This window comes from uncultured Paracoccus sp., assembly GCF_945915435.1.
Taxonomy (GTDB): Bacteria; Pseudomonadota; Alphaproteobacteria; order Rhodobacterales; family Rhodobacteraceae; genus Paracoccus.
This window is the reverse complement of the sequence record NZ_CAMEFG010000004.1, coordinates 92803-114291: the sequence shown is the minus strand read 5'-3', so window position 1 is coordinate 114291 and position 21489 is coordinate 92803. Positions and strand designations below refer to the sequence as shown.

The following is a 21489-nucleotide window of genomic DNA, read 5'->3' as shown; positions in this document are numbered from 1 at the left end:
TGGAAATCGGGGCCGAGGATTACATGTTCAGTTCAAAGCTGAACAACCAGCCCGCCGCCGCGCTTGGCATCCAGCTTTCGGCCACCGGCAACGCCATGAACACCTCGGCGCTGGTGCGTGAAAAGATGGACGAGTTGTCGCAGTTCTTCCCCGAAGGCGTCAGCTACGTCATCCCCTATGACACCACCCCCTTCGTGGCGGCCTCGATCGAAAAGGTGCTGCATACGCTGGCCGAGGCGATCCTGCTGGTCTTTCTGGTGATGTTCCTGTTCCTGCAAAACTTCCGCTATACGCTGATCCCGATCATCGTGGTGCCCATCGCGCTGCTGGGAACGGTGGGGGTGATGCTGGCCGCCGGATTCTCGATCAACGTGTTGACCATGTTCGCGATGGTGCTGGCGATCGGCATCCTGGTGGACGACGCCATCGTCGTGATCGAAAACGTCGAGCGGATCATGGCGCAGGAAGGGCTGCCACCGAAAGAGGCCACGCAAAAGGCGATGGGCCAGATCGCCGGGGCCATCGTCGGCATCACGCTGGTTCTGGCCGCCGTTTTCGTGCCGATGGCCTTCTTCCCCGGATCGTCGGGCATCATCTATCGCCAGTTCGCGCTGACGATGGTCGTGTCGATCCTGTTCTCGGCCTTCCTTGCGCTGACGCTGACACCCGCGCTTTGCGCAAGCTTCCTCAAGCCCATCAAGGGCCATCACGAGAAGAAAGGCTTCTTCGGCTGGTTCAACCGCAAGTTCGACGCGCTGACGGACCGCTATGGGCGCGCCGTCGGGCTGGTGGTGCGCCGCGTCACGCTGATGATGCTGCTTTACGCCGCCATCGTGGCGGGGACCTTCATGGGCTTTGCCAACCTGCCCGGCGGCTTCCTGCCGAACGAGGACCAGGGCTTCATCATCGCCGACGTCCAGGCGCCGCCGACCGCAAGCTCCCGCCGCACGAACGAGACGCTGGAAACCGCGACCAACCTGTTCCGCGAAAGCGAGGCGGTCGAGAACGTCGTGGGCATCCAGGGCTTCAGCTTCTCGGGCCAGGGGCCGAACGCGGGGCTGATGTTCATCACCTTCAAGGACTGGGCCGAACGCGACGTGACCGCGCAGGCCATTGCCGACGACGCCAACATGAAGATGTTCGGCTACAAGGACGCGCAGTTCTTCGCCCTGTCGCCGCCGCCGATCCCCGGTTTCGGCACTGCGGGCGGCTTTTCCTTCCGCTTGCAGGACCGTGGCGGGCTTGGCCAGGACGCCTTGCAGGCCGCGGCCGAGCAGTTGATGGCCAGCGCCCAGGAAGGCGGCCGCGTCACCGGGCTGCGGACCGAGGGGCTGCCGCCCGCCGCACAGGTCTATGTCACCATCGACCGCGAAAAGGCCAATGTCTTCGGGGTGGCCTTTGCCGATATCTCGACGACGATCTCGCAATACCTGGGATCGGCCTATATCAACGACTTCCCCAACGCGGGAAAGATGCAGCGGGTGACGATGCAGGCGCAGGACGGATCGCGCATGCAGGCCGAGGATATCCTGGACCTGACCGTGCGCAATGCGCAGGGGGGGATGGTGCCCTTCTCGTCCTTTGCCACGGTGCATTGGGAACAGGGGCCGTCGCTGGTCGTGGGCTATAACGGCTATCCCGCCGTGCGCATCGCCGGACAGGCGGTTCCGGGCGTCAGTTCCGGCGACGCGATGGCCGAGATGGAGCGGCTGGCCGGGGCGCTGCCCGAGGGCTTCGGCTTTGAATGGACCGGCCAGTCGCTGGAAGAGCTTCAGTCCGGCAACCAGTCCACCATGCTGTTCGCGATGAGCGTGCTGTTCATCTTCCTGCTGCTGTCGGGGCTTTACGAAAGCTGGTCGATCCCGCTTTCCGTGATGCTGGTCGTGCCCCTGGGCATCCTTGGCTGCGTGCTGGCGGTGATGCTGCGCGACATGCCCAACGACATCTATTTCAAGGTGGGGCTGATCGCGATCATGGGGCTGTCGGCGAAGAACGCGATCCTGATCGTGGAATTCGCCAAGGACCTGCGCGAGGAAGGCCAGACCCTGATCGAGGCTGCCGTCAACGCTGCCCGCCTGCGCTTCCGCCCGATCCTGATGACCTCGCTGGCCTTCACGCTTGGCGTGGTGCCGCTGGCCATCGCGACGGGTCCCTCGGCGGCCAGCCAGAACGCCATCGGCACCGGCGTGATCGGGGGCATGGTCGCCGCGACGGTGCTGGCGATCTTCTTCGTGCCGGTCTTCTTCGTCTTCGTCCTGGGGCTGGTCAGCCGGTTGAGGGGTGAACACCGGGCAAAACCCGCAGCCTGACGAAAACCCGCGAACGAAAAGCCAAAAGGCCCCGGCATCCGCCGGGGCCTTTGTTCATGAGCAGCCCTTGCAGGCCGCTCCAACGCCCGTGGCAGCCCGCCCAGGCCGTGCTTGTGGTCCTTGCCGCGTATGGGTGGCCTGCGCCCGTCACAGCGCCGCGTGGCGGCTGCCAGGACTGCCCCATAGCCTTGGCTGCGCCCTGCCCCGGCCCACCGCTTTGCGCCGCCTGCAGCGCGTCCATTGCGCGAATACATGTTGCGGCCAGTTCGGGCTACCACCACCCCAGACGGCGGGCCATCCGGTCGCCCTCGCTGCGCGTGAAGCCCTTGGGCAATTCGCCACGCCGCTCTTTCATCTGCAAGATGAAGCGCAGCCGGTCGCGGCGGTCGCGCAGCGTCGGCTCGGCGGTGATCTGGGCCAGTTCGCTGCGCGTGAACAGGTGCGGGTCCAGGCCCAGGACGCGGGCTTCGGCGATATGACCCTGCGACAATTCCTGCGCCGCGCCACCGCCGGCGGTCAGCAGGAACAAGGTAATGGCAAGGGCGTGACAGGCTTTCATCATCCGATCATGCCAGCGGCCCGCCGAAAAGTCAGCCCCGTGCCGCCAGCCAAGACCTTTTTGCCCTAGCCCGTGGTCACCTCGACCTCTGCCACCGTAGGGTCGACGCGGCGCACCGCCGTGCGAAGCCGGTCGAAAAGGTGGGTGCGGACATAGGTTGCGTGAAACCTGCTGGGCGCCATCAGCACCAGCCGACCGTTCGCCAGGTCAGTCTGGATCAGGGGCGCGAACCAGGCCCCGTAACCCGCGGGGTCCTCGGCCAGCAGCCGGCTTTGGACCTGCGGCCAAAGCCCTTCGCCCGCAGGCGGTTGCGGACGAATGAAGGGAACGACCTTGTCGTCACGCGGCGTTTCCTCGGCGGGTCCGCCAAGACGTTCGACGAAATCGGGACCGATCCGTTCCCATTCGGGCCGAGTGTCCAGCAGGATGCGTGCAATGCCAAGTGAGAACACGGCCACCCTGCCCCGCGCACCGGCCCGGCGTTGCTCCAGCCAGCCAAGCGACCTGAACCGGGCCATCTCGCGCTTGACGGTGCGCTCATCGACGGACCAGAGCCGGGCGATCTCGCGTTGCCCGATGCAGAGTTCGTCCCTTTGCCAGTTGTAACGCGTGGTGATCAGCGCGATCAGTCGCAGAACCAGCCGCTGGCGGTGCTTGTCCCCCGCAAGGCCATGCGCCATCAGCGCCGACAAGAGGTCGTATTTCTTCGACGCCGCCTCGCGCCCGACTGCCCTCAACAGTTGCATCCGCTCTGCCCATTCATCAAGCCCGGCCCGGTTTATCCGGTCGGGTCGCGTCGCTGGCCTATTCTGGCCATTCGGAACGCTTTTCCTTCCACGGTGCCAATTTGCGTTCCGTTTTCCGATTCTGTCAAGCGGGTCCGTGACAAATGCCGGATAACTCTTCTGAACGGAATGAAAAATCCGGTATCAATGGTATTAGGGGACTCATATGGTGTCCCCGATTCGGCCAGGTTATGACACCCTATCTGCGGTTGTCCGGGGCGTTGCGTCACCAAATCGAATCCGCGCACCCACCCCTTACTTCCCCGACCGATTCGCGATTCGGTGCCTGGAACGGTGCGAATCGGCCAGTTTGGAACGTAAATTCCTTGAAAAACGCAATCCGGCGTAAATCGACAGTTGCCAGAAATTTACGATCTGCTAATTCGAAGAATATAATGAGCAGTATGGGACGGCAATATGTTCAATCACACCGATCTGGCGCGCCTTCAGGCCCAGTCACTCAAGATGCAGGGGTGGATCCGGCGCCAAACCTTCAGCCCCCTGGATGAGAAGACGCTGCGCCGCTTTTCGTCATGGGAAGTGTCCGAGCTGATCTTCAAGATGAATCAGTCGACCTTTCGCGGCAAGCTGGCGGCCGAGCCGAACCTTCCCGGCGGGGAAGTCGAAGAGGACGGGCGCCAGCGCTGGTTCTCGCTGGATGAGATCAATGAGCTGCGGCGCCGGATCAAGGTCAACCGCAAGTCGCTGATGCCCCCCCGGCCCGAAGGCAAGCGGGCGATCCGGGCGGCGATCGCGAACTTCAAGGGCGGTGCGGGGAAGTCGACGGTGGCCCTGCACTTTGCCCATGCAGCGGCTCTGGACGGTTATCGGGTGCTGGTCGTCGATTTCGACCCGCAAGCTACGCTGAGCCATTCGATGGGTCTGAACGACGTGGCCGAGGATCACACCGTCTGGGGCATCATGGCGCGCGACCTGGAAAAAGAGACCGACCGGATGAACCAGGCAGGTTCCGGCGCCGAAAGCGGCACCGCCCTGCCCCGCCGCAAACTGCCCGCCTCGATCCGCGACATGGGCCTGTCGCAGTTGCGGACCTCGGATTTCGTCAAGCCCACGGCCTGGTCCACGATAGATATCGTGCCCAGCTGTGCCAACGCGGCCTTTGTCGAATTCGCCAGCGCGCAGTATCGGCATCTCAATCCCGAATGGACCTTCTTCGGTGCGGTGTCACGCTTTCTGGACGGATTGCCGGACGATGCCTATGATCTGATCCTTTTCGATTGTCCGCCCGCGATTGGTTATCAGTCCATGAACGCCGTCTTTGCCGCGGATGTCCTCTATATCCCGTCGGGGCCGGGCTACTGGGAGTATGATTCCACCACCAGCTTTATCGGGCAGTTGTCCGAGGCGCTTGGGGATCTCTCGCATGGTTTCGATGCCTTCCCCACGGGGAAGATCCGTTTGCCCAAGACTTTTGCCGATATTCGTTTCCTGATGACGCGATATGAGCCGTCGAACGAATTGCATGTGGCGATGCTTGGCGCCTTCCAGCAGGTCTTCGGGGAACGGATGGCGACGCATCCCATTGAACTGACGCGCGCGGTCGAGCAATCCGGCCGCTTCCTGTCGTCGGTCTATGAAATCGACTATCGAGAGATGACACGGGGCACCTGGCGCCGGGCGCGCAGCACCTTCGACCGTGCTTATGAAGAGTTTCGCAGCCATCTGGTCGTTGCCTGGCACAAGTTGGAGGATGAGGCATGAGCCGTAAGCGCAGGGTTTTCGAAATCGACATGCCGGATGAGGATGCGGTTGAATCCGTAGAGGGCTTCCCCGTGGGGAAGGGTGGGCGTCGTGGCCCGATGGCTGCCGCAATTTCCGAAACGGCGGAAAGTTCGCGCAGTCGTGCCGAGTTGGAGGCCAGGATCCGGGCCGAAAACGATGCATTGGCGCAAGAACATGTGCGGTTGAAAAAGGCGGGGCTGATCACCGACCTGGTGCCGCTGGATCAGGTGATTACCGAAAAGCTGATCCGGGACCGTGCCGATGGGCCGGATGAGGAACTTTCCGAACTGGTGGCCTCGATCCGCGATATCGGACTGTCCAACCCGATCCGGGTCGAGCCGCGCGATGATGGCCGTTACGAGCTTATTCAGGGTTGGCGTCGGCTGTCGGCCTATCGCAAATTGCTGGAAGAAACGGGCGATACGGAGAAATGGGGCCGGATTCCGGCCGGCATTGCGGCCAAGGGTGAGCAGCTTGAAGGGCTTTATCGGCGCATGGTCGATGAAAACCTGGTGCGAAAGGATATCTCCTTCGCCGAGATGGCGCAGCTTGCACTGGGTTATGCGTCAGACCCTGACACGCAGGAAAACGACCCGGACAAGGCCGTTTCGCTGCTGTTCAGGTCGGCCGGATACCAGAAACGCAGCTATATTCGCGCCTTTATCAAGCTGATTACCGCCATTGGCGATGATCTGCGCTTTGCATCCGACATTCCGCGCGCGCTTGGCCTTGCGCTGGTCGCGCGTTTGGACGAGGTCCAGGGCCTGGCCGCAGCGGTCCGGGCCGAACTTGAGGGTTGGGAAAACCGCTCGGCCCAGGATGAGCTTGAGGTGTTGCGCCGGTTTGCGGCAGGGGCGGCGGCCCGCAAGAAGGGTGACGGAGAGCAATCCGCCACGACGACGCCCACGGGTCGCGCCAAGACCACCTTTCAGGTTCAGCGGCCGCAAGGCATGGCCAAATGCACCGCGTCCAATGGGCGGTTGGAGATCCGTTTGCAGCGGGATTTCTCGGCGATCGAACGGCGACGGCTTGAGGCGGCAGTGCAGGCCATGCTGGAGCAACTCGACTGATCTTCCCTGCGGGGAAGGTCCTTCCCACACCGCTGTCCAGGTGGTCCGCATTATGGCAGTTTAATGCGGATATGATGGGGAGGGACCTGCAAAGGCTGGCTTGAAGCAGCCCGCGCTCAAGACGCATTTAGGCATGTTTCAGGGCTGAAAACAACCTATTCCTTGCCGGACCGCACCGGGCTGTGGCGCTGGAACCTCACCCGGCGGGGCAGGGTTCAGGCTTCGGGAAGGGTGGTCAGGCTGGGGGCGGAATCGATCAGCGGCGCGGCGTCAGGCTCGGCATCCAGCATATCGGCAACGCGGATCAGGCTGGAGACGATGGCCATCTGTTCCCAGCCTTGCAGCTTGCCGAATTCCGAGGCGAATTTTTCCTGCAACCCGTCGGGTGTGCCGCGCAGCGCATCCTGCCCCAGGGGGCTGAGCGACAGCCAACTGCGGCGGCGGTCCAGACTGCATTGGCGGCGTGCGATCAGTCCGCGGGCCTCCAGCTTCTGGATCATGACGGTCATGGTCGCCTGGCTGACGCCAAGGCGCGCGGCAAGGCTGCTTGCCGTCAATTCTGTCCCGTCCAGCTTCTGCAACAGGACCAGTTGCGAGGGCGTCAGCCCCGTCCTGGTCATCAGCGCCCTGGCTTGGGTCTCGGTGCTGCGCAGGATGCGCCGCATCGCCGAAAAGGCCAGTTTCGTATTGCCGTCCATAACCGCATCCATCGTGATCTCTGGTCAACTATCTGTGCTGCCGATCATGCGGAAGCAAGCCCCGCGACATTTAGGGAAAGCTAACGATCACGGGAACCAAATCACGTTTTCGCGCCTGTTATGAACAGAACCCGGCGAAAGAATATCAGTGTGCCGTTCAATTCGCCTGTCGTTGACAGGAAATTGTTTAGCCAATACTAAGTATCACAGCCGGAAAATCTGTCGTGCCGTCAAGCGGCATCGGTTGGCCAGCACGGTCGGCAAGCGTCGCGGCACAAGAAGGAGAGGACCCCTGATGTCAGTAAGATCATCCGCCCGACTGAGGAAATTCCTTGCCAGCGCCGCCCTGGTGGCGCTTGCGACGCCCGCCGTCGCCGGTCCCCTGACCGACCGGATCGAGGCAGGCCAGCCCATCCGCATCGGCTTTGCCAACGAGGCCCCCTTTGCCTATCCCGGCGACAATGGCGAGCCGATGGGCTTCGTCAACGCCTATACCCTGGGGCTGCTGGCCGAGATGGGCCATGAGGATATCGAGGTCGTCGTGACCGATTGGGGCGGGCTGATCCCCGCGCTGAATGCGGGTCGCGTCGATATCGTGACCGGCGGGTTGAACATCATGGGCAGCCGCTGCGAGAACGTCGCCTTTTCCGAACCCTTCCTGATGGCGGGGGATGCCTTCATCGTCCCTGCCGGCAATCCCAAGGGGATCAACACCTATCAGGACCTGATCGACCAGGATGGCGTCTTCGTGACCGGCGCCGGTTACAACCAGGTCGAGATCGCGCGGCGCGAAGGCGTGCCCGACGGCCAGATCATGCAGGTGCCCGGCCCGACCGAGATCCTTGCTGCCTTGCAGGCCGGTCGTGCCGATGCCGGGGGCGTCACCCATTTCACCGCCATCGAAATGACCGAGGACCGCGACGATCTCGAGGTTTCGGACGTCACTCAACTGCCCGAATGGACGCTCAACTGGGCCTCGATCGCCTTCCGCAAGGACGATCAGGACTTCGTCGATGCCTTCAATCAGGCGCAGGAAAGCTATCTGGGCAGCAATGCGATGATGGCCGAGGTCGCGGAATACGGCTATGGGCCGGATAACATCCCGACCGGCCAGACCGCCGAATGGGTCTGCCAGAACCGCTGATGCCAACGCGGGCCTCTGACGCAAGAAGGCCCGCGTCCCTCGTCAACGATCAGGGAAAACCTGCGTGACCTATCCCGAGTTCATTTCCGCCCACGGCCCAAGGCTGCTGGACGGAACGCTGGTAACGATCCAGCAGACCATTCTTGCCGCCCTGCTGGCGGTGCTGATCGCCCTGACGTTCGGAATGATGAAGATCTCGCCCCTGCGGCCCGTGCGCGCGCTGGCGACGGTCTATATCGAGATCTTTCGCGGCACCTCGCTTCTGGTCCAGCTTTACTGGATCTTCTTCGTCCTGCCGCTGTTCGGGCTGACCATCGACAAGTTCACCGCCGGTTTCGTCGCTGTCGGCATGAACCTTGGCGCCTACGGGGCCGAGGTCGTGCGTGGCGCGATCCAATCCGTCCCCCGCGGCCAGTGGGAGGCGGGCGTGGCGCTGAACCTGTCCCCCGCGCGGCGCATGTGGCGCATCATCCTGCCGCAGGCGCTGGTCATCATGCTGCCCGCCTGGGGCAACCTGATGATCGAGGTGCTGAAGGGCACGGCGCTGGTCGCGATGATCTCGGTCGCCGACCTGATGTTCGCGGCGCGCCAGATCAACGGCACGACCTATCTTTCGGCGCAGGTCTTCGGCACGGCGCTGGTGATCTATTACGTCCTGGCGCGCTTTGGCATCACGCCCTTCATGCGCTGGCTGGAACGCTTCGTCGCCCGCCGCATGGGAAGGGTGTGACATGGGCGGCAACTGGAGCTGGGACTTCACCCTGCAAATCCTTCCCCGCCTGATCGAGGCGACGGGCTACACCCTGCTGGCCGCGCTGATCGGTTATCTGATTGCGATGGTTCTTGGCCTTGTGCTGGCGCTGGCGCAGCGCACCCCCTGGCGGGTGCTGACCCTGATCGCGCGGGAATTCGTGGAATTCATCCGCTCGACCCCGCTGATCCTGCAAATCTTCTTCGTCTTTTACGTCGCGCCGCAATTCGGGGTGCGCCTGTCGCCCTGGACCGCGGGGATGATCGCTATCGGGCTGCATTACGCCGCCTATCTGTCCGAGGTCTATCGCGGCGGGCTGGAAAGCGTCGAAAAGGGCCAGTGGGAGGCGGCGACGTCCCTGAACCTCGGCACGGCGCATTGCTATCGCCGCATCATCCTGCCGCAGGCCCTGCCGAACTGCATTCCGGGCATGGGCAACTACCTGGTGGGCATTCTCAAGGATACGCCGATGCTGTCGGTGATCGGGGTGGCCGAACTGATGCATACCGCCAACGCCATCGGCACGGAAACCTATCGCTTCCTTGAACCGTTCACGCTGGTCGGGCTGATCTTTCTTTGCATATCGCTGCCGCTGGCGGAACTGGTCCGGCGGGCCGAAACCCGGCTGCGGCGCAAATTGGGACTTGTGAAATGAAACAGGAACTGACCGGCTATCCGTTGACGCTGGATGGTCCCGACCGTCCGATGATCCGCTTTGCCGATGTCTCGAAAAGCTACGGCGACCTGCAAGTGCTGGACCGGCTGAACCTCGACGTGGCCGAGGGCGAGATGGTGACCATCATCGGCCCTTCGGGTTCGGGCAAGACCACGGTGCTGCGCATGCTGATGACACTGGAAACCATCGACGAGGGCGTGATCTATGTCGATGGCAATCCCCTGACCCATATGCCCAAGGGCGATCTGCTGGTGCCCGCCGACCGCCGCCACCTGCGGCGCGAACGGGCCAACATCGGCATGTGCTTTCAGCATTTCAACCTGTTCCCGCATATGACGGCGCTTGAAAATTGCACCGAAGGCCCGATCCACGTCCTTGGCCTGTCGCGCGATGCCGCCCGCGAAAGGGCCGAGGAACTGCTGGAAATGGTCGGGCTGATCGACAAGCGCGACGAATATCCCGCGCGGCTGTCGGGCGGTCAGAAGCAGCGCGTGGCCATCGCCCGCGCGCTGGCGATGCGGCCCAAGGTGATGCTGTTCGACGAGGTGACATCCGCGCTTGACCCCGAAGTCACCGGCGAGGTGACCGAGGTGATCCGCAAGCTGGTCGGCAAGCACAACCTGACCATGCTGATGGTGACGCATCAGATGGGCTTTGCGCGCGACATCTCGGACCGGATCTGCTTTTTCCACAATGGCCGAATCGAGGAACAAGGCCCGCCGTCGGAACTGTTCGGCAACCCGCAGTCCGAGCGCACGCAGCAATTCCTGTCCGCCGTGAACGAGGCGATCTGAGACCCGTAGGGCAGGGGGCATTGACATGAAAGGGCCGCCGTCCAAGACTGCGGACCCGACGGGTTCCGAGTCGAGGATGATCCGGCCGCCCCCTTCCATTCGTTTTCCCCTGTGCCGCGCCATGACCGATCCGATCCGTTCCTTGCCCCTTCCCCTGCGTCCCGCGCGGGTGCATGAGGCCGAGGGACCCCTGGCCTGGGGTTTTGCCGCCATCACCTGTGCGATGCGTGGCGGCAATCTCATGTGGATCAGGCCCGGCTGGCGGCGGGACGGGTTGCTGCCCCAGGCCCTTGCGCCGATCCTGCCGCCCGAGCGCCTGCTGCTGGCGCGCACCCCCGATGAGACCGCCACCCTTGCCGTCGCGGAAGAGGCGTTGAAGGACGGCGCGCTGGCAAGCGTGGTGGTCGAGATCACGCGGCCCCTGTCCCTGCGCGAAGGCCGCCGCTTGCAGCTTGCCGCCAGCGCGGGGGGAACGACGGGCCTGTGCCTGATCCCGTGGGGCATGGGTTCGGTCGCGGCGGAAACGCGCTGGCATTGCGCGCCCGCCTTTGGTTCGGGGGTGATGCGGTGGGAGATGTTCAAGAACAAATCAGGAACAACAGGGGCGTGGCATCTGCGCTGGAACGAATCGCAGGGCCGGGTCGAGGTGATGTCCCGCGCCTTGCCCGTCGCGGGGCTGGCTGGCCGCGCGGCAAGCCGGTCCGGCGGGGTGCTGCCGCCGGTGGCGGGCAATGCCGCGCCCCTGTCTGAAAGGGCGGGCTGATTGCGGGGCCGGGCCGTGGGTATTTGGGTGATGAAGAAAGGGATTTTCCGCGCGCGGGCGGCGTTCGTGCCGGCGTGAACGTGGTCACAGGATCAGCGCGAGGATCACCACCCATGCCGAGAGGGCGATTCCGCCCACCAGGATATAAGACCCGTTCCAGCCGATGCCCGCCTGTCGCGGCGACACGCGCGACAATGCCGCCGAGATCAGCACCGAGGCCGTGAAGGGCGAGGTCGTGCCGCTGAGCGCCCAGCCTCCGGTGATCGCCGTGACCACCACGGCGGGCGGCACCCCCATCTGGACGGGCGAGGGCAGGAGCGGCACCAGCAGTGACACCGCCAGGATCGGGTTCATCCCCATCTGTCCGGTCAGCGGCATGATCCAGACCATTGCGACCAGGATCAGCAGGGGCGGGACCGACTGCATGTCCAGCCCCTGCGCCGTGACGATGGGCAGCAGCATATAGGCCCCCATGCTGCCGATGAAGCCAGCCATGAAAAGCAGGATGATCTCGCTTCGGTAGCCGGGCAGTTCGCGCGTGACGAATTGCACGATGCGGCTGCCGGTCCAGCCCATGCGGGACATGCCGCGGGGCCGGGGCTGCGTGGCGATCCACAGGACCGCGATGGCCGGGACCGCCAGCATGACGCCGCCGATGATCGAGATGCCGGTGGCAAGGTGCAATGCGGCGACCGTCAGCATCACCACCGCCAGCAGGCCCAGCAGCGGGCGCAGGCGGGTGGACCATCGCTCGGTCTCGGGCGCGCGGGGGGGCGGGGCCTTGGACAGTCGCGGCTTGAAGATCGCATCCAGCCCCCATCCCAGGGACAACAGCAGCGCCGCGCTGACGAGGCAGGGCAGGATGGCGGCGGTCCAGCTTGCGCCCGGCACGATCGCCAGCGTCAGCGCCATCGACAGCCCCAGCGGCGACCAGCACAGGGTCGCCGCGAAGCCGCGCTGGATCGCCACCATCATGCGCCGGATGCGGTTTCTGCGCAGCTCGGCATCGGTTTCCTTCGCGGCGCTTTCGGCGGCCAGCGTGCCCAGAAGCGAGATCGAGCCGTAAAGCAGGATCAGCCCGAAGAGATGCCCGCCCATCGTCAGCGCGATATAGCGCAGGCCGGGCCGCTGGCGCGCGAGGAAGCGGCCGCATTCCAGGATGTCGGGCGAGGTCGTCGCCGCGCTGCGGATCGCGCTTAGCGCAACGAAAAGCGTGATGACCAGCGTGCCGCGCTGTGCGGCCTCGATGCTGCCCTGGATCCAGTCGCTGCGCGTGGCGGCGGCCCAGGCGATCAGAAGCAGGCCGATCAGGACGAAGACCTGGCGCGACGGGGCCACCCGCAGGGCGAAGACCGCCATCGTCGCCGCAGCGAAGCCGATGGAGAGCGCGGCTGCCACGGGCGAGTCGGTATAGGCCAGCGCGACGCCGGACAGCATGGCGGCAAGCGGAAGGAAACCGGCGGGGTCGGTGCGGGTCTGGGGGCTGGACATGGGCAAGGCTTATTCCGCGGCGCCCATCTGGGCAACGGCATTTTCGTGCGCGCTGGCCGTGGGCCACCGGGGCAGGGGGCATGCCGTCGTCATGGCAAGCGCCGCGCCGCCGCCTAACCCGCCTGCCAGTCGCGGATCGCGTCCAGTGGCCACAGCAGCATCAGCACGTTCAGCGCCAGCCCGTCGCGGATGATCCATAGCGTCAGCAGCTCGAACCCAAGCACCAGCGCGACCGAGACCCGGACCGGCAGCACCCGCGCCAGCCAGAAGCCTGCGATCATCGCAAGGATGTCGGCCACCGAATTCACCACGCTGTCGCCGTAATAATCCAGCGAGATGGTGACGGCGCGGTAACGCTCGATGATGCGGTCGGAATTCTCGACGATTTCCCATGCCGCTTCGATCAGCGTGGCGATGGTCAGCCGCCAGCCGAAGGACATCCGCCCCGCGAGCGGCCACAGCAGCCCGTAAAAGAGGATTCCGTGCAGCAGGTGAGAAGGCGTATACCAATCCGCGATATGCTGCGAGTTTTCCGCGCTCATGGTCTGGCCGTGCCATAGCTTGACCTGCCCGCAGGTGCAGATCGGTTCGCGCCCCGCCGCAAGCAGCCACAGCGCCGCGCCCGCAACGATCAGGGCGGTAAGGATATGGGGGATGAAACGCCGCATCGTCTGCCCTGTCCTGTCCGGGCCGTCCTTGCCCGTCCGGCGTGGCATAGCGGTTGGCAAGGCGCAGGGCCAGCCCTGCGGTTCAGGGCGTGTCGCAGCGGCCCATTGCCTGGTCGAAGGGCGCGCCGCTTTCTTCCAGCGTGCCGCCGTCGATCTGGATCGGGCGGAAGGGCGGCGTCTCTTGCGCGCTGGGCTGGACCTGCGTCAGGCGGTAGCAGCCGGTAAAGACCGTTTCGGTCCCGTCCGGGCTGGTCGCCTTCAGGGCGACCGGCACCAGCGAATGGATCGACCCTGCCGCGCCTTCGGTCTGCACCTCGCCGATGCGCAGCTCGACATGTTCGGTTTCGGCATAGCCTTCGCGGAAATCATCCAGCGGCGGCGCGGTGTCCTCTTGGAAATAGCTCCATGCGCGCAGGTATTCCTGCCGGTTGATGGCGTTGTAAAGCGAGACCACCACCCGCTCGGCTGAGGACCGATCGTCGATATAGGCATCGGCCTGCGCCTGGGCCAGGGCCGGTGCCGCGAGGGCGAGGGGAAGGCAGAACGAAAGGGCGAAACGCATGGCGGACCTCGTGTCGGGGTTGTCGTCGCCCGCAAGGTTACCGCGGTATCGCCGCCTTGTCGCGCGTCGTTGCTTGCGGGCGGCGCATGCAGTTCGGCAGGCAAGGCAGGAACATCCCGCATCCTGCGCGGTTGTCCTTTCCGCGCCGCCACACGGTGCGAAGCACAAGGAAAGGAATACGACATGCCGAAGATTGCCGATGCGAGGGTCCTGATCCTTGCCACCGACGGGTTCGAGCAATCCGAACTGGAAGTTCCCCGCGACCGGCTGCGCGAGGCGGGCGCGACGGTCGAACTTGCCTCGCCGGACGGCAACGCCATCCGGGGCTGGCAGGATGGCGACTGGGGCCAGGTGGTCGAGGCCGACCTGGCCCTGTCCTCGGCGGATGCCTCGGATTACGACGCGCTGGTGCTGCCGGGCGGCCAGCTCAACCCCGACAAGCTGCGGACCGAGGCCGGGGCGGTCGATCTGGTGCGGCGCTTCCATGACGGCGGAAAGATCGTCGCCGCCATCTGCCACGGCCCCTGGCTGCTGGTCGAGGCGGATGTGGTCAGGGGGCGCAAGGTGACCTCTTACAAATCCATCCGCACGGATCTGGTGAACGCGGGCGGCGACTGGTCCGACCGCCAGGTGGTGATCGACGGCCCCCTTGTCACCTCGCGCAGCCCCGAAGATCTCGATGCGTTCTGCAATGCCATCGTGGCGGGGCTTGAGGGCGGCGGCGGGCAGGGGTAGCCTTGGCCGGGAAAGGGGATCGCGGATGGATATTCGCCGGGCGATCGAAATCGCGCGTGCTGCGCATGCGGGGCAGACGGACAAGGCGGGCCAGCCCTATATCCTGCATCCGCTGCGGGTCATGGAAGCCTGTCCGGGTGAGGCGCAGCGGATCGTCGCGGTGTTGCATGACGTGGTCGAGGACAGCGACTGGACGCTGGATTCCCTGCGCGCCGCGGGCCTGCCGGAGGATCTGGCCATCGCGCTGGATGCCGTCACCCGCCGCGAGGGCGAGGATTACCTGGATTTTGTGCGCCGTGCCGGACGAAACGGGATTGCCCGCGTGGTGAAGATCGCCGATCTGCGCGACAACCTGGACATGACGCGTATCGCTTCGCCCACCGAGGCCGACCGGCGGCGCATGGCCAGATACCGCCAGGCGCTGGAAATCCTCGGCGCCTTGCCGGATTGAAAGCCCGCGCCGGGTTGAGGCCGGGCCATCGCCCGGTGCTTGCCTTTCCGGTCCCGGTCTGGAATGACCGCCGCCATGAAACTGGATATCGCCGTTGTCGGAGCCGGGATCGGGGGCCTTGCCACGGCATTGCTGGCTGCCGCCGACGGCCACAATATCACGCTGTTCGAGCGTTTCGAGGCGCCGCGCCCGGTCGGCTCGGGGCTGGTGATCCAGCCGGTCGGCCTTGCGGTGCTGGACTTGCTGGGCTTGGGGACGCAGGCGCGGGCGCTGTCCAGCCCGATCCTGCGGATGTATGGCGATGGGGCCGGAACCGGGCGGCGGGTGCTGGATGTCGGCTATCCCACGGGCGCGCCGGGGCGGGCGTTCCATCGCGCCAGCCTGTTCGGGCTGCTGTGGTCGCGGATCGCGGCGGCGGGGATCGGCGTGGTGACCTCGGCCAGCGTTGCCGCCGCGCCGCTGGATCGCGCCCGCCGCCATGTCGCGCTTGAGGATGGCCGGCGCTTCGGTCCCTTCGATCTGGTCGTGGATGCTTCGGGGGCCGGGTCGCGGTTGTCGCCGCTGGCGGCGCGGATCCTGCCCTATGGCGCGATTTGGGGAACCGTGCCCTGGCCCGAGGGCACGGGTTTCGCGCGCGATCACCTGCGCCAGCGCTACCGCCGCGCGGATCGCATGGTGGGCGTGCTGCCGATCGGGCGGTTGCCCGACGACCCCACCCCGATCACGGCGGTCTTCTGGTCGATGCCGACCGCCGGGCTGACCCGCTGGCCCGAAGCCTCGCTGAACGATTGGAAGGCCGAGGCCACGGCGCTGTGGCCCGAGATCGCGCCCTTTCTGGCGACGATCACCCGCAACGACCAGATGACGCCTGCCCGCTATGCGCATGGCACGCTGCGGCGGCCCTATGCGCAGGCGCTGGCCCATATCGGCGATGCCGCCCATCGCGCCAGCCCGCAACTGGGGCAGGGGGCGAACATGGCGCTGCTGGACGCCCTGGCGCTGACCCTTGCCCTGCGCGAGCCGCTGGACGAGGCGCTGCCCGCCTATGCCCGGATGCGGCGCTGGCATATCTTCAGTTACCAGGCATTCAGCGCCCTGCTGACGCCGATGTATCAGTCCGACAGCCGGATCCTGCCCCGCATCCGCGACGGCCTGCTGGCACCGATGGCGACATGGCCGGTGATCCGGCCGATGCTGTCGCGCCTTGTCGCCGGGGACCTGCTGCGCCCTCTGGCGGGCGAGGGGTTTCTGTAAAGGCCCCCGGCCGGCCTACATGCAGCTTTCGAACAGCGCGCGGGTGTTTTCGCGCGTCATTTCCACAGGGTTGCCGCCGCAGCTTGGATCCTCCAGCGCCATTTCTGTCAATTCGTCCAGACGCTGGGACTGGACGCCCAGTTCGGTCAGGTTCCCGGGGATGGCGAGTTCGCTGCGCAACTCCATCACCCGCGCGCGAAAGCCGTCGAAGCCGCCCCTGATGCCAAGGTAATCGGCGGCGCGGGCCAGCCGGTCCTCGATGGCGGGGCGGTTGAAGTCCAGCACCATCGGCATGACCACGGCATTCGTCGTGCCGTGATGCGTGCCATAGACCGCGCCGACCGGGTGGGACAGCGAATGGATCGCGCCCAGCCCCTTCTGGAAGGCGACGGCGCCCATTGCCGCCGCGCTCATCATGTTGGCGCGGGCCTCAAGGTCGTCCGGCGTGGCATAGGCGCGGGGCAGGTATTCGTTGACCAGCCGCAGCCCCTCCAGCGCGATGCCCTGCGACATGGGATGGTAATGGGGGCTGCAATAGGCCTCAAGGCAATGGGCAAAGGCGTCCATGCCGGTGCCCGCGGTGATGAAGCGCGGCATGCCAACGGTCAGTTCCGGGTCGCAGATCGTGACGGCTGGCATCAGTTTCGGGTGGAAGATGATCTTCTTCTTGTGCGTGGCCGAATTGGTCAGCACGCCCGCGCGCCCGACCTCGGACCCCGTGCCCGCCGTCGTCGGCACCGCGATGATCGGTGCGATGGCATCGGCATCGGCGCGGGTCCACCAGTCGCCGATATCCTCAAGGTCCCAGACGGATACGGTCTGTCCCGCCATCAGCGCGATCATCTTGCCCAGATCCAGCGCCGAGCCGCCGCCAAAGCAGATCACCCCGTCATGCCCGCCCGCATTATAGGCGGCGATTCCGGCCTGCATGTTGCCCTCATGCGGGTTGGGATCGACGTCGGAAAAGACGGCGCGGCCAAGGCCCGCCGCGTCAAGGATGTCCAGCGCGGCGGCGGTGATCGGCAGGCCCGCCAGCGCCTTGTCGGTCACCAGCAGCGGCCGCGCGATGCCCGTGGCCTTGCAATGCTGCGCCAGTTCACCGATGCGGCCCGCGCCGAATTTGATCGCGGTCGGATAGGACCAGTTCGCTTGGGGTGTCATTTCTGCACCTTTTTCAGATGGTAGGATTTGGGCCGCGTCACGGCCAGATAGCCAAGGTTCGACAGTGCGGCCCCGCGCCCGGTGTCCTTGCAGCCGGTCCAGCACAGCGCCGGGTCCAGATAGTCGCAACGGTTCATGTAGACCGTGCCGGTTTCAAGCTGGCTGCCGATCTCAGTTGCGGCAACGGCGTTGGCGGTCCAGATCGAGGCGGTCAGCCCATAGTCGCAGTCGTTCATCAGCCGGATGGCCTCGGCGTCGCCCGAGACCGGCATGATGCCGACGACGGGGCCGAAGCTTTCCTCGCGCATCACGCGCATGTCGTGGGTCACATCGACCAGAACCTGCGGCGCCAGATAGGCGCCCCCGTCGTCGGCGGGGAAATGCGCGGGGTCGATCAGGGGCCGCGCGCCTTGGGCCACCGCCTCGGCCACCTGCGCGCGGATCAGATCGGCAAAGCGGCGATGCGCCATCGGTCCCATCGTCGTTTCCGGGTCGTGCGGATTGCCCAGCTTCTGCGCATTGACCCAATCGACGGCCTTGGCCACGAAGGCGTCATACAGGCTTTCGTGGACATAGATCCGCTCGATCCCGCAGCAGCATTGCCCGCTGTTGAACATGGCGCCGTCCATCAGCCCGTCCACCGCCGCGTCCAGATCGGCGTCGGCGCGGACATAGCCGGGGTCCTTGCCGCCCAGTTCCAGCCCGACGCCGGTGAAGGTGCCCGCCGCCGCGCGCTCGATCGCCCGGCCACCGGCGACCGAGCCGGTGAAGTTCACGAAGCCGAAGCTGCGCTCCGCGATCAGTGACTCAGTGGTGCCGTGGTCGAGGACGACATTCTGCATGACATCGGCGGGAACGCCGCCGCGATGCAGCGCATCGGCCAGTCGCTCGCCCGCAAGCAGGGTCTGGCTGGCGTGTTTCAGGATCACGGCATTGCCCGCCACCAGCGCGGGAACGACCGTGTTGACGGCGGTCAGAAAGGGATAGTTCCAGGGCGCGACGACAAGGACCACGCCGACCGGCTCGCGCCGGATCTGGCGGGTGAAGGCGGCGCTGTCCTCGACCACGGTGGGGGCAAGCGCCTCGGGCGCGATGTCCAGCATATGGCCCGCGCGCTCGTTGACGCCGCCGAACTCGCCGCCATAGCGGACCGGGCGGCCCATCTGGTCGGCCAGTTCGGGCACGGCCTGGTCCTTCATGGCACCCAGCGCCTCGATCCCGGCGCGGAGGCGGGCGATGCGCTCGGCCAGCGGCAGGGCTGCCCATGCGGGCTGGGCGGCGCGGGCGCGGGCAACGGCGGCGCGGGCCTGATCCGCGTCCAGTGCCTGCCGTTCGATCAGGGTTTCGCCGTTGACCGGCGAGGTCAGGGTGATGGTCTTGCTCATTCGTTCCTCATGTGCGGGGTCAGGCGCGCTCGAAGCCGCGGGACAGTTCCCAATCGGTGACGGCGCGGTTGAATTCTTCGACCTCCCATCGGGCGGCGTGGGTGTAGTGATCGACGACCCCGTCGCCCATCGCCGCGCGCAGCATGGCCGATCCGTCCAGCGCATCGGCGGCCTCATGCAGGGTCTTGGGCACCTGCCGCGCGTCTTGGGCGGCATAGGCGTCGCCGGTGAATTCGGGTTCCAGTTCCAGCTTGCGCTCGATCCCGTCCAGCCCGGCGGCCAGCAGCGCGGCGCAGGCCAGATAGGGATTCAGGTCCGAGCCGCCGATGCGGCATTCGACGCGCACCCCTTTGGTATGGTCGCCGCAGACGCGGAAGCCCGCCGTGCGGTTGTCTACCGACCAGATCGCATTGGTCGGCGCGAAAAGCCCGGTCACGAAACGCTTGTAGCTGTTGACATAGGGCGCAAGGAAACAGGTCAGCTCGCGCGCATGTTCCAACTGCCCGGCCATATAGTGCCGCATTAGGCCGGACATGCCATGTTCGGCGTCCGGGTCGTGAAAGAGGTTGGCGCCGTCACGAAACAGCGACTGATGCACATGGCTGGACGAGCCTGCATGGCCCTGCGCGATCTTGGCAAGGAAGGTGGCTGACAGCCCATGCTGGCCCGCGATCTCCTTGGTCGCGGCCTTGACCAACACATGCATGTCCGAGGTGTCCAGCGCGTCGGAATATTTCACGTTGATCTCGTGCTGGCCGGCGTTGGCCTCGCCTTTCGAGTTCTCGACGGGGATGCCCGCGCCGTAAAGGCCATTGCGCAACTCGCGCATTACGGGTTCGTCCGCGAAGGTGCCGGTCAGGGCGTAATCGACATTGTGCCGCGCGGTCGGGACAAGGCTGCGATAACCATTGTCGAAATGGTGCTTGAGCGATTGTTCGAACAGGTAGAACTCCAGTTCGGTCGCCATCATCGGCTGGAAACCCATCGCCTGCGCGCGCTGAATCTGGCGGCGCAGCACGCTGCGCGGGGCGTGGGGGACCAGTTCGTGCGTCCTGTGATCGAGAAGGTCGCACATGCACAGCGCCGTTCCCGGCGCCCAGGGCAGGCGGCGCAGGGTCGAAAGGTCCGGCTTCATCACGTAATCGCCGTAACCCGTCGCCCAGCTTGCCGCCGCATAGCCCGGCACGGTGTTCATTTCCAGATCGGTCGCCAGCAGGTAGTTGCAGCAATGCGTCTCGTCGTGGTTTTCAAGGAAATGGGCCGCGTGGAAGCGTTTGCCCATCATGCGGCCCTGCATGTCGGCGAAGGCGACGGTCACGGTGTCGATCTCACCGGCCTGGACCGCCTGTTTCAGGGCATCGAGGGTAAGGTTGGCGGGCATGAATGGCTCCGGTCAGGGGGCGCACCGCCAGCGGGTGCGCCCGGTCGCAGGGATCACGAATAGCGATAGGGCGGGCCTGCCTTTTCCATCGCCTCGTTATATTCCTTGATCTGGGCCACGACGCGGGCCTTGACCTCGGATTCCGCGGCGATCTCGTCCCAGAACTCACGCGCGGCGGCCTCGACGGTGGCCCATTCCTCGGCGGGGATGGTGGTCAGCGTCATCTTGTCGCCACCCACGCGCAACTGCGCCTCGCCCGCCCAATACCAGTGCTGGCGATAATAGTGCGACTGGTCGAAGACGGCCTTCATCGCCTCTTTCAGGTGGTCGGGCACCTCGTCCCAGCGGCCCTGATTGGCGAAGAAATGGCCGATCCATGCGCCCGAGATGCTGTTGGTCAGGAAATGGCCCGTCGCCTCGGCCCAGCCCACGGTGTAATCCTCGGTGATGCCGCACCACGCCACGCCGTCCAGCTCGCCCGTTTGCAGGGCGACCTCGATATCCTCCCACGGCAGGGTGACGGGGACGACGCCGAATTGCGCCAGGAACCGGCCCGCCGTCGGAAAGGTGAAGACGCGCTTGCCTTGCAGGTCGGCCAGGCTGTTGATCGGCTGCTTGGTCGCGAAGTTGCACGGATCCCACGACCCGGCCGAAATGTGCTGGATGCCGTGCTTGGCGTATTCCTCCTTCCAGATCTCATCCAGGCCGTAGTGGTGAAACAGCGCGGGCACATCCAGCGAATAGCGCAGCGCGAAGGGGAAATAGCCGCCGAAAACCGTCACTTCGGTCGGCGAGGCCATGCTGTCGTCATCCGACTGCACCGCGTCGATGGTGCCGTTCTGCATCGCGCGGAACAGTTCGGGCGTGGGCACGATCTGGTCGGCATAGTAAAGTTCGATCTCCATCTCGCCGTTGGCGATGCGGTTGAAGGCATCGACGGCGGGCTTGCAGACATGTTCGCCAAGGGCCACGCCCGCATAGGTCTGCATCCGCCATTTCAGGGGCGCGCCCTGCGCGATGGCGGGGGCGGCAAGGGCGCTGGCCCCGGCTGCGGCGACGCCGCTGGTCAACAGGTTCCGTCTGGTCGTTTTCATCGTCGTTACCTCCTT

Annotated in this window: 21 protein-coding genes; 11 read left to right on the top strand and 10 right to left on the bottom strand. The window is 65.4% G+C overall.

All coding sequences use genetic code 11. From position 1 onward, the window contains the following. Window positions 1-2309, top strand: a 2309-nt coding sequence (locus Q0O97_RS02770; protein WP_294924521.1) for an efflux RND transporter permease subunit, incomplete at its 5' end; no start/stop codon positions are given. A gap of 271 nt (window positions 2310-2580) precedes the next feature. Here the strand turns inward: Q0O97_RS02770 and Q0O97_RS02765 are convergent. Both Q0O97_RS02765 and Q0O97_RS02760 read right to left on the bottom strand, forming a co-directional pair. Continuing rightward, window positions 2581-2868 (bottom strand): hypothetical protein, encoded by a 288-nt coding sequence (locus tag Q0O97_RS02765; RefSeq protein WP_294924519.1) that lies wholly within the window; start codon window positions 2866-2868, stop codon window positions 2581-2583. Between the two features lie 65 nt (window positions 2869-2933). Further along, the gene (locus Q0O97_RS02760; RefSeq protein WP_294924516.1) at window positions 2934-3614 is read right to left on the bottom strand and encodes a DnaA N-terminal domain-containing protein; all 681 of its coding nucleotides are present in this window, start codon (window positions 3612-3614) and stop codon (window positions 2934-2936) included. Window positions 3615-4070: 456 nt separating this feature from the next. Between Q0O97_RS02760 and Q0O97_RS02755 the strand changes: the two genes are divergently transcribed. Beyond that, on the top strand, window positions 4071-5375 hold the full coding sequence (locus Q0O97_RS02755; RefSeq protein WP_294924513.1) for an AAA family ATPase: 1305 nt from the start codon (window positions 4071-4073) through the stop codon (window positions 5373-5375). After that, entirely contained in the window at window positions 5372-6466 is a 1095-nt protein-coding gene (locus Q0O97_RS02750; RefSeq protein ID WP_294924509.1) for a ParB N-terminal domain-containing protein, read from the top strand. Before Q0O97_RS02755 ends, Q0O97_RS02750 begins: the two co-directional genes overlap by 4 nt. A 215-nt stretch (window positions 6467-6681) precedes the next feature. Here the strand turns inward: Q0O97_RS02750 and Q0O97_RS02745 are convergent, their stop codons facing one another. Continuing rightward, a complete protein-coding gene (locus tag Q0O97_RS02745; RefSeq protein WP_294924506.1) occupies window positions 6682-7176 on the bottom strand; it encodes a MarR family transcriptional regulator in 495 nt (164 codons plus the stop codon). A 283-nt stretch (window positions 7177-7459) separates the two neighbouring features. Here Q0O97_RS02745 and Q0O97_RS02740 point away from each other — a divergent pair, with 283 nt between their 5' ends. The 5 genes from Q0O97_RS02740 to Q0O97_RS02720 all read left to right on the top strand — a co-directional run bounded on the left by Q0O97_RS02740 (window position 7460) and on the right by Q0O97_RS02720 (window position 11292). Beyond that, entirely contained in the window at window positions 7460-8308 is an 849-nt protein-coding gene (locus Q0O97_RS02740) for a transporter substrate-binding domain-containing protein (RefSeq protein WP_294924503.1), read from the top strand. Between the two features lie 64 nt (window positions 8309-8372). Next, entirely contained in the window at window positions 8373-9038 is a 666-nt protein-coding gene (gene ehuC, locus Q0O97_RS02735; RefSeq protein WP_294924500.1) for an ectoine/hydroxyectoine ABC transporter permease subunit EhuC, read from the top strand. Window position 9039: 1 nt separating this feature from the next. Then, window positions 9040-9714 (top strand): ectoine/hydroxyectoine ABC transporter permease subunit EhuD, encoded by a 675-nt coding sequence (gene ehuD / locus Q0O97_RS02730; protein WP_294924497.1) that lies wholly within the window; start codon window positions 9040-9042, stop codon window positions 9712-9714. Continuing rightward, window positions 9711-10529 carry an ectoine/hydroxyectoine ABC transporter ATP-binding protein EhuA gene (ehuA, locus tag Q0O97_RS02725; RefSeq protein WP_294924495.1) on the top strand — a complete coding sequence of 273 codons (819 nt, stop codon included), beginning with the start codon at window positions 9711-9713 and terminating at the stop codon, window positions 10527-10529. The genes ehuD and ehuA overlap by 4 nt, the downstream gene beginning before the upstream one ends. Window positions 10530-10650: 121 nt before the next feature. Next, window positions 10651-11292, top strand: a complete 642-nt coding sequence (locus Q0O97_RS02720) for a hypothetical protein (RefSeq protein WP_294924492.1) — start codon at window positions 10651-10653, stop codon at window positions 11290-11292. Window positions 11293-11376: 84 nt separating this feature from the next. On the opposite strand, the gene Q0O97_RS02715 is transcribed toward Q0O97_RS02720, so the two are convergent. From Q0O97_RS02715 to Q0O97_RS02705, 3 genes are all read right to left on the bottom strand, one after another. Then, a complete protein-coding gene (locus tag Q0O97_RS02715; RefSeq protein WP_294924490.1) occupies window positions 11377-12783 on the bottom strand; it encodes a hypothetical protein in 1407 nt (468 codons plus the stop codon). Window positions 12784-12896: 113 nt separating this feature from the next. Beyond that, the gene (locus Q0O97_RS02710) at window positions 12897-13451 is read right to left on the bottom strand and encodes a DUF2585 domain-containing protein (protein ID WP_294924487.1); all 555 of its coding nucleotides are present in this window, start codon (window positions 13449-13451) and stop codon (window positions 12897-12899) included. An 82-nt stretch (window positions 13452-13533) separates the two neighbouring features. Next, window positions 13534-14013: a hypothetical protein gene (locus Q0O97_RS02705; RefSeq protein WP_294924484.1), complete on the bottom strand. Its 480-nt coding sequence runs from the start codon at window positions 14011-14013 to the stop codon at window positions 13534-13536. 183 nt (window positions 14014-14196) lie between these two features. Between Q0O97_RS02705 and Q0O97_RS02700 the strand changes: the two genes are divergently transcribed. From Q0O97_RS02700 to Q0O97_RS02690, 3 genes are all read left to right on the top strand, one after another. Further along, on the top strand, window positions 14197-14748 hold the full coding sequence (locus Q0O97_RS02700) for a type 1 glutamine amidotransferase domain-containing protein (RefSeq protein WP_294924481.1): 552 nt from the start codon (window positions 14197-14199) through the stop codon (window positions 14746-14748). A gap of 25 nt (window positions 14749-14773) precedes the next feature. Continuing rightward, window positions 14774-15199: a phosphohydrolase gene (locus tag Q0O97_RS02695; RefSeq protein WP_294924478.1), complete on the top strand. Its 426-nt coding sequence runs from the start codon at window positions 14774-14776 to the stop codon at window positions 15197-15199. A gap of 75 nt (window positions 15200-15274) precedes the next feature. Beyond that, window positions 15275-16453, top strand: a complete 1179-nt coding sequence (locus Q0O97_RS02690) for an NAD(P)/FAD-dependent oxidoreductase (protein ID WP_294924475.1) — start codon at window positions 15275-15277, stop codon at window positions 16451-16453. A 15-nt stretch (window positions 16454-16468) separates the two neighbouring features. On the opposite strand, the gene Q0O97_RS02685 is transcribed toward Q0O97_RS02690, so the two are convergent. From Q0O97_RS02685 to Q0O97_RS02670, 4 genes are read right to left on the bottom strand one after another with little or no spacing between them, the layout of a single operon-like run. After that, window positions 16469-17614 (bottom strand): iron-containing alcohol dehydrogenase, encoded by a 1146-nt coding sequence (locus Q0O97_RS02685; protein ID WP_294924472.1) that lies wholly within the window; start codon window positions 17612-17614, stop codon window positions 16469-16471. Beyond that, a complete protein-coding gene (locus Q0O97_RS02680) occupies window positions 17611-18999 on the bottom strand; it encodes an aldehyde dehydrogenase family protein (protein WP_294924469.1) in 1389 nt (462 codons plus the stop codon). The genes Q0O97_RS02685 and Q0O97_RS02680 overlap by 4 nt, the downstream gene beginning before the upstream one ends. Before the next feature lie 19 nt (window positions 19000-19018). Continuing rightward, window positions 19019-20380: a glutamine synthetase family protein gene (locus tag Q0O97_RS02675; protein ID WP_294924467.1), complete on the bottom strand. Its 1362-nt coding sequence runs from the start codon at window positions 20378-20380 to the stop codon at window positions 19019-19021. Window positions 20381-20433: 53 nt separating this feature from the next. Further along, the gene (locus Q0O97_RS02670; RefSeq protein ID WP_294924464.1) at window positions 20434-21474 is read right to left on the bottom strand and encodes a TRAP transporter substrate-binding protein; all 1041 of its coding nucleotides are present in this window, start codon (window positions 21472-21474) and stop codon (window positions 20434-20436) included. Between the last annotated feature and the right edge of the window lie 15 nt (window positions 21475-21489).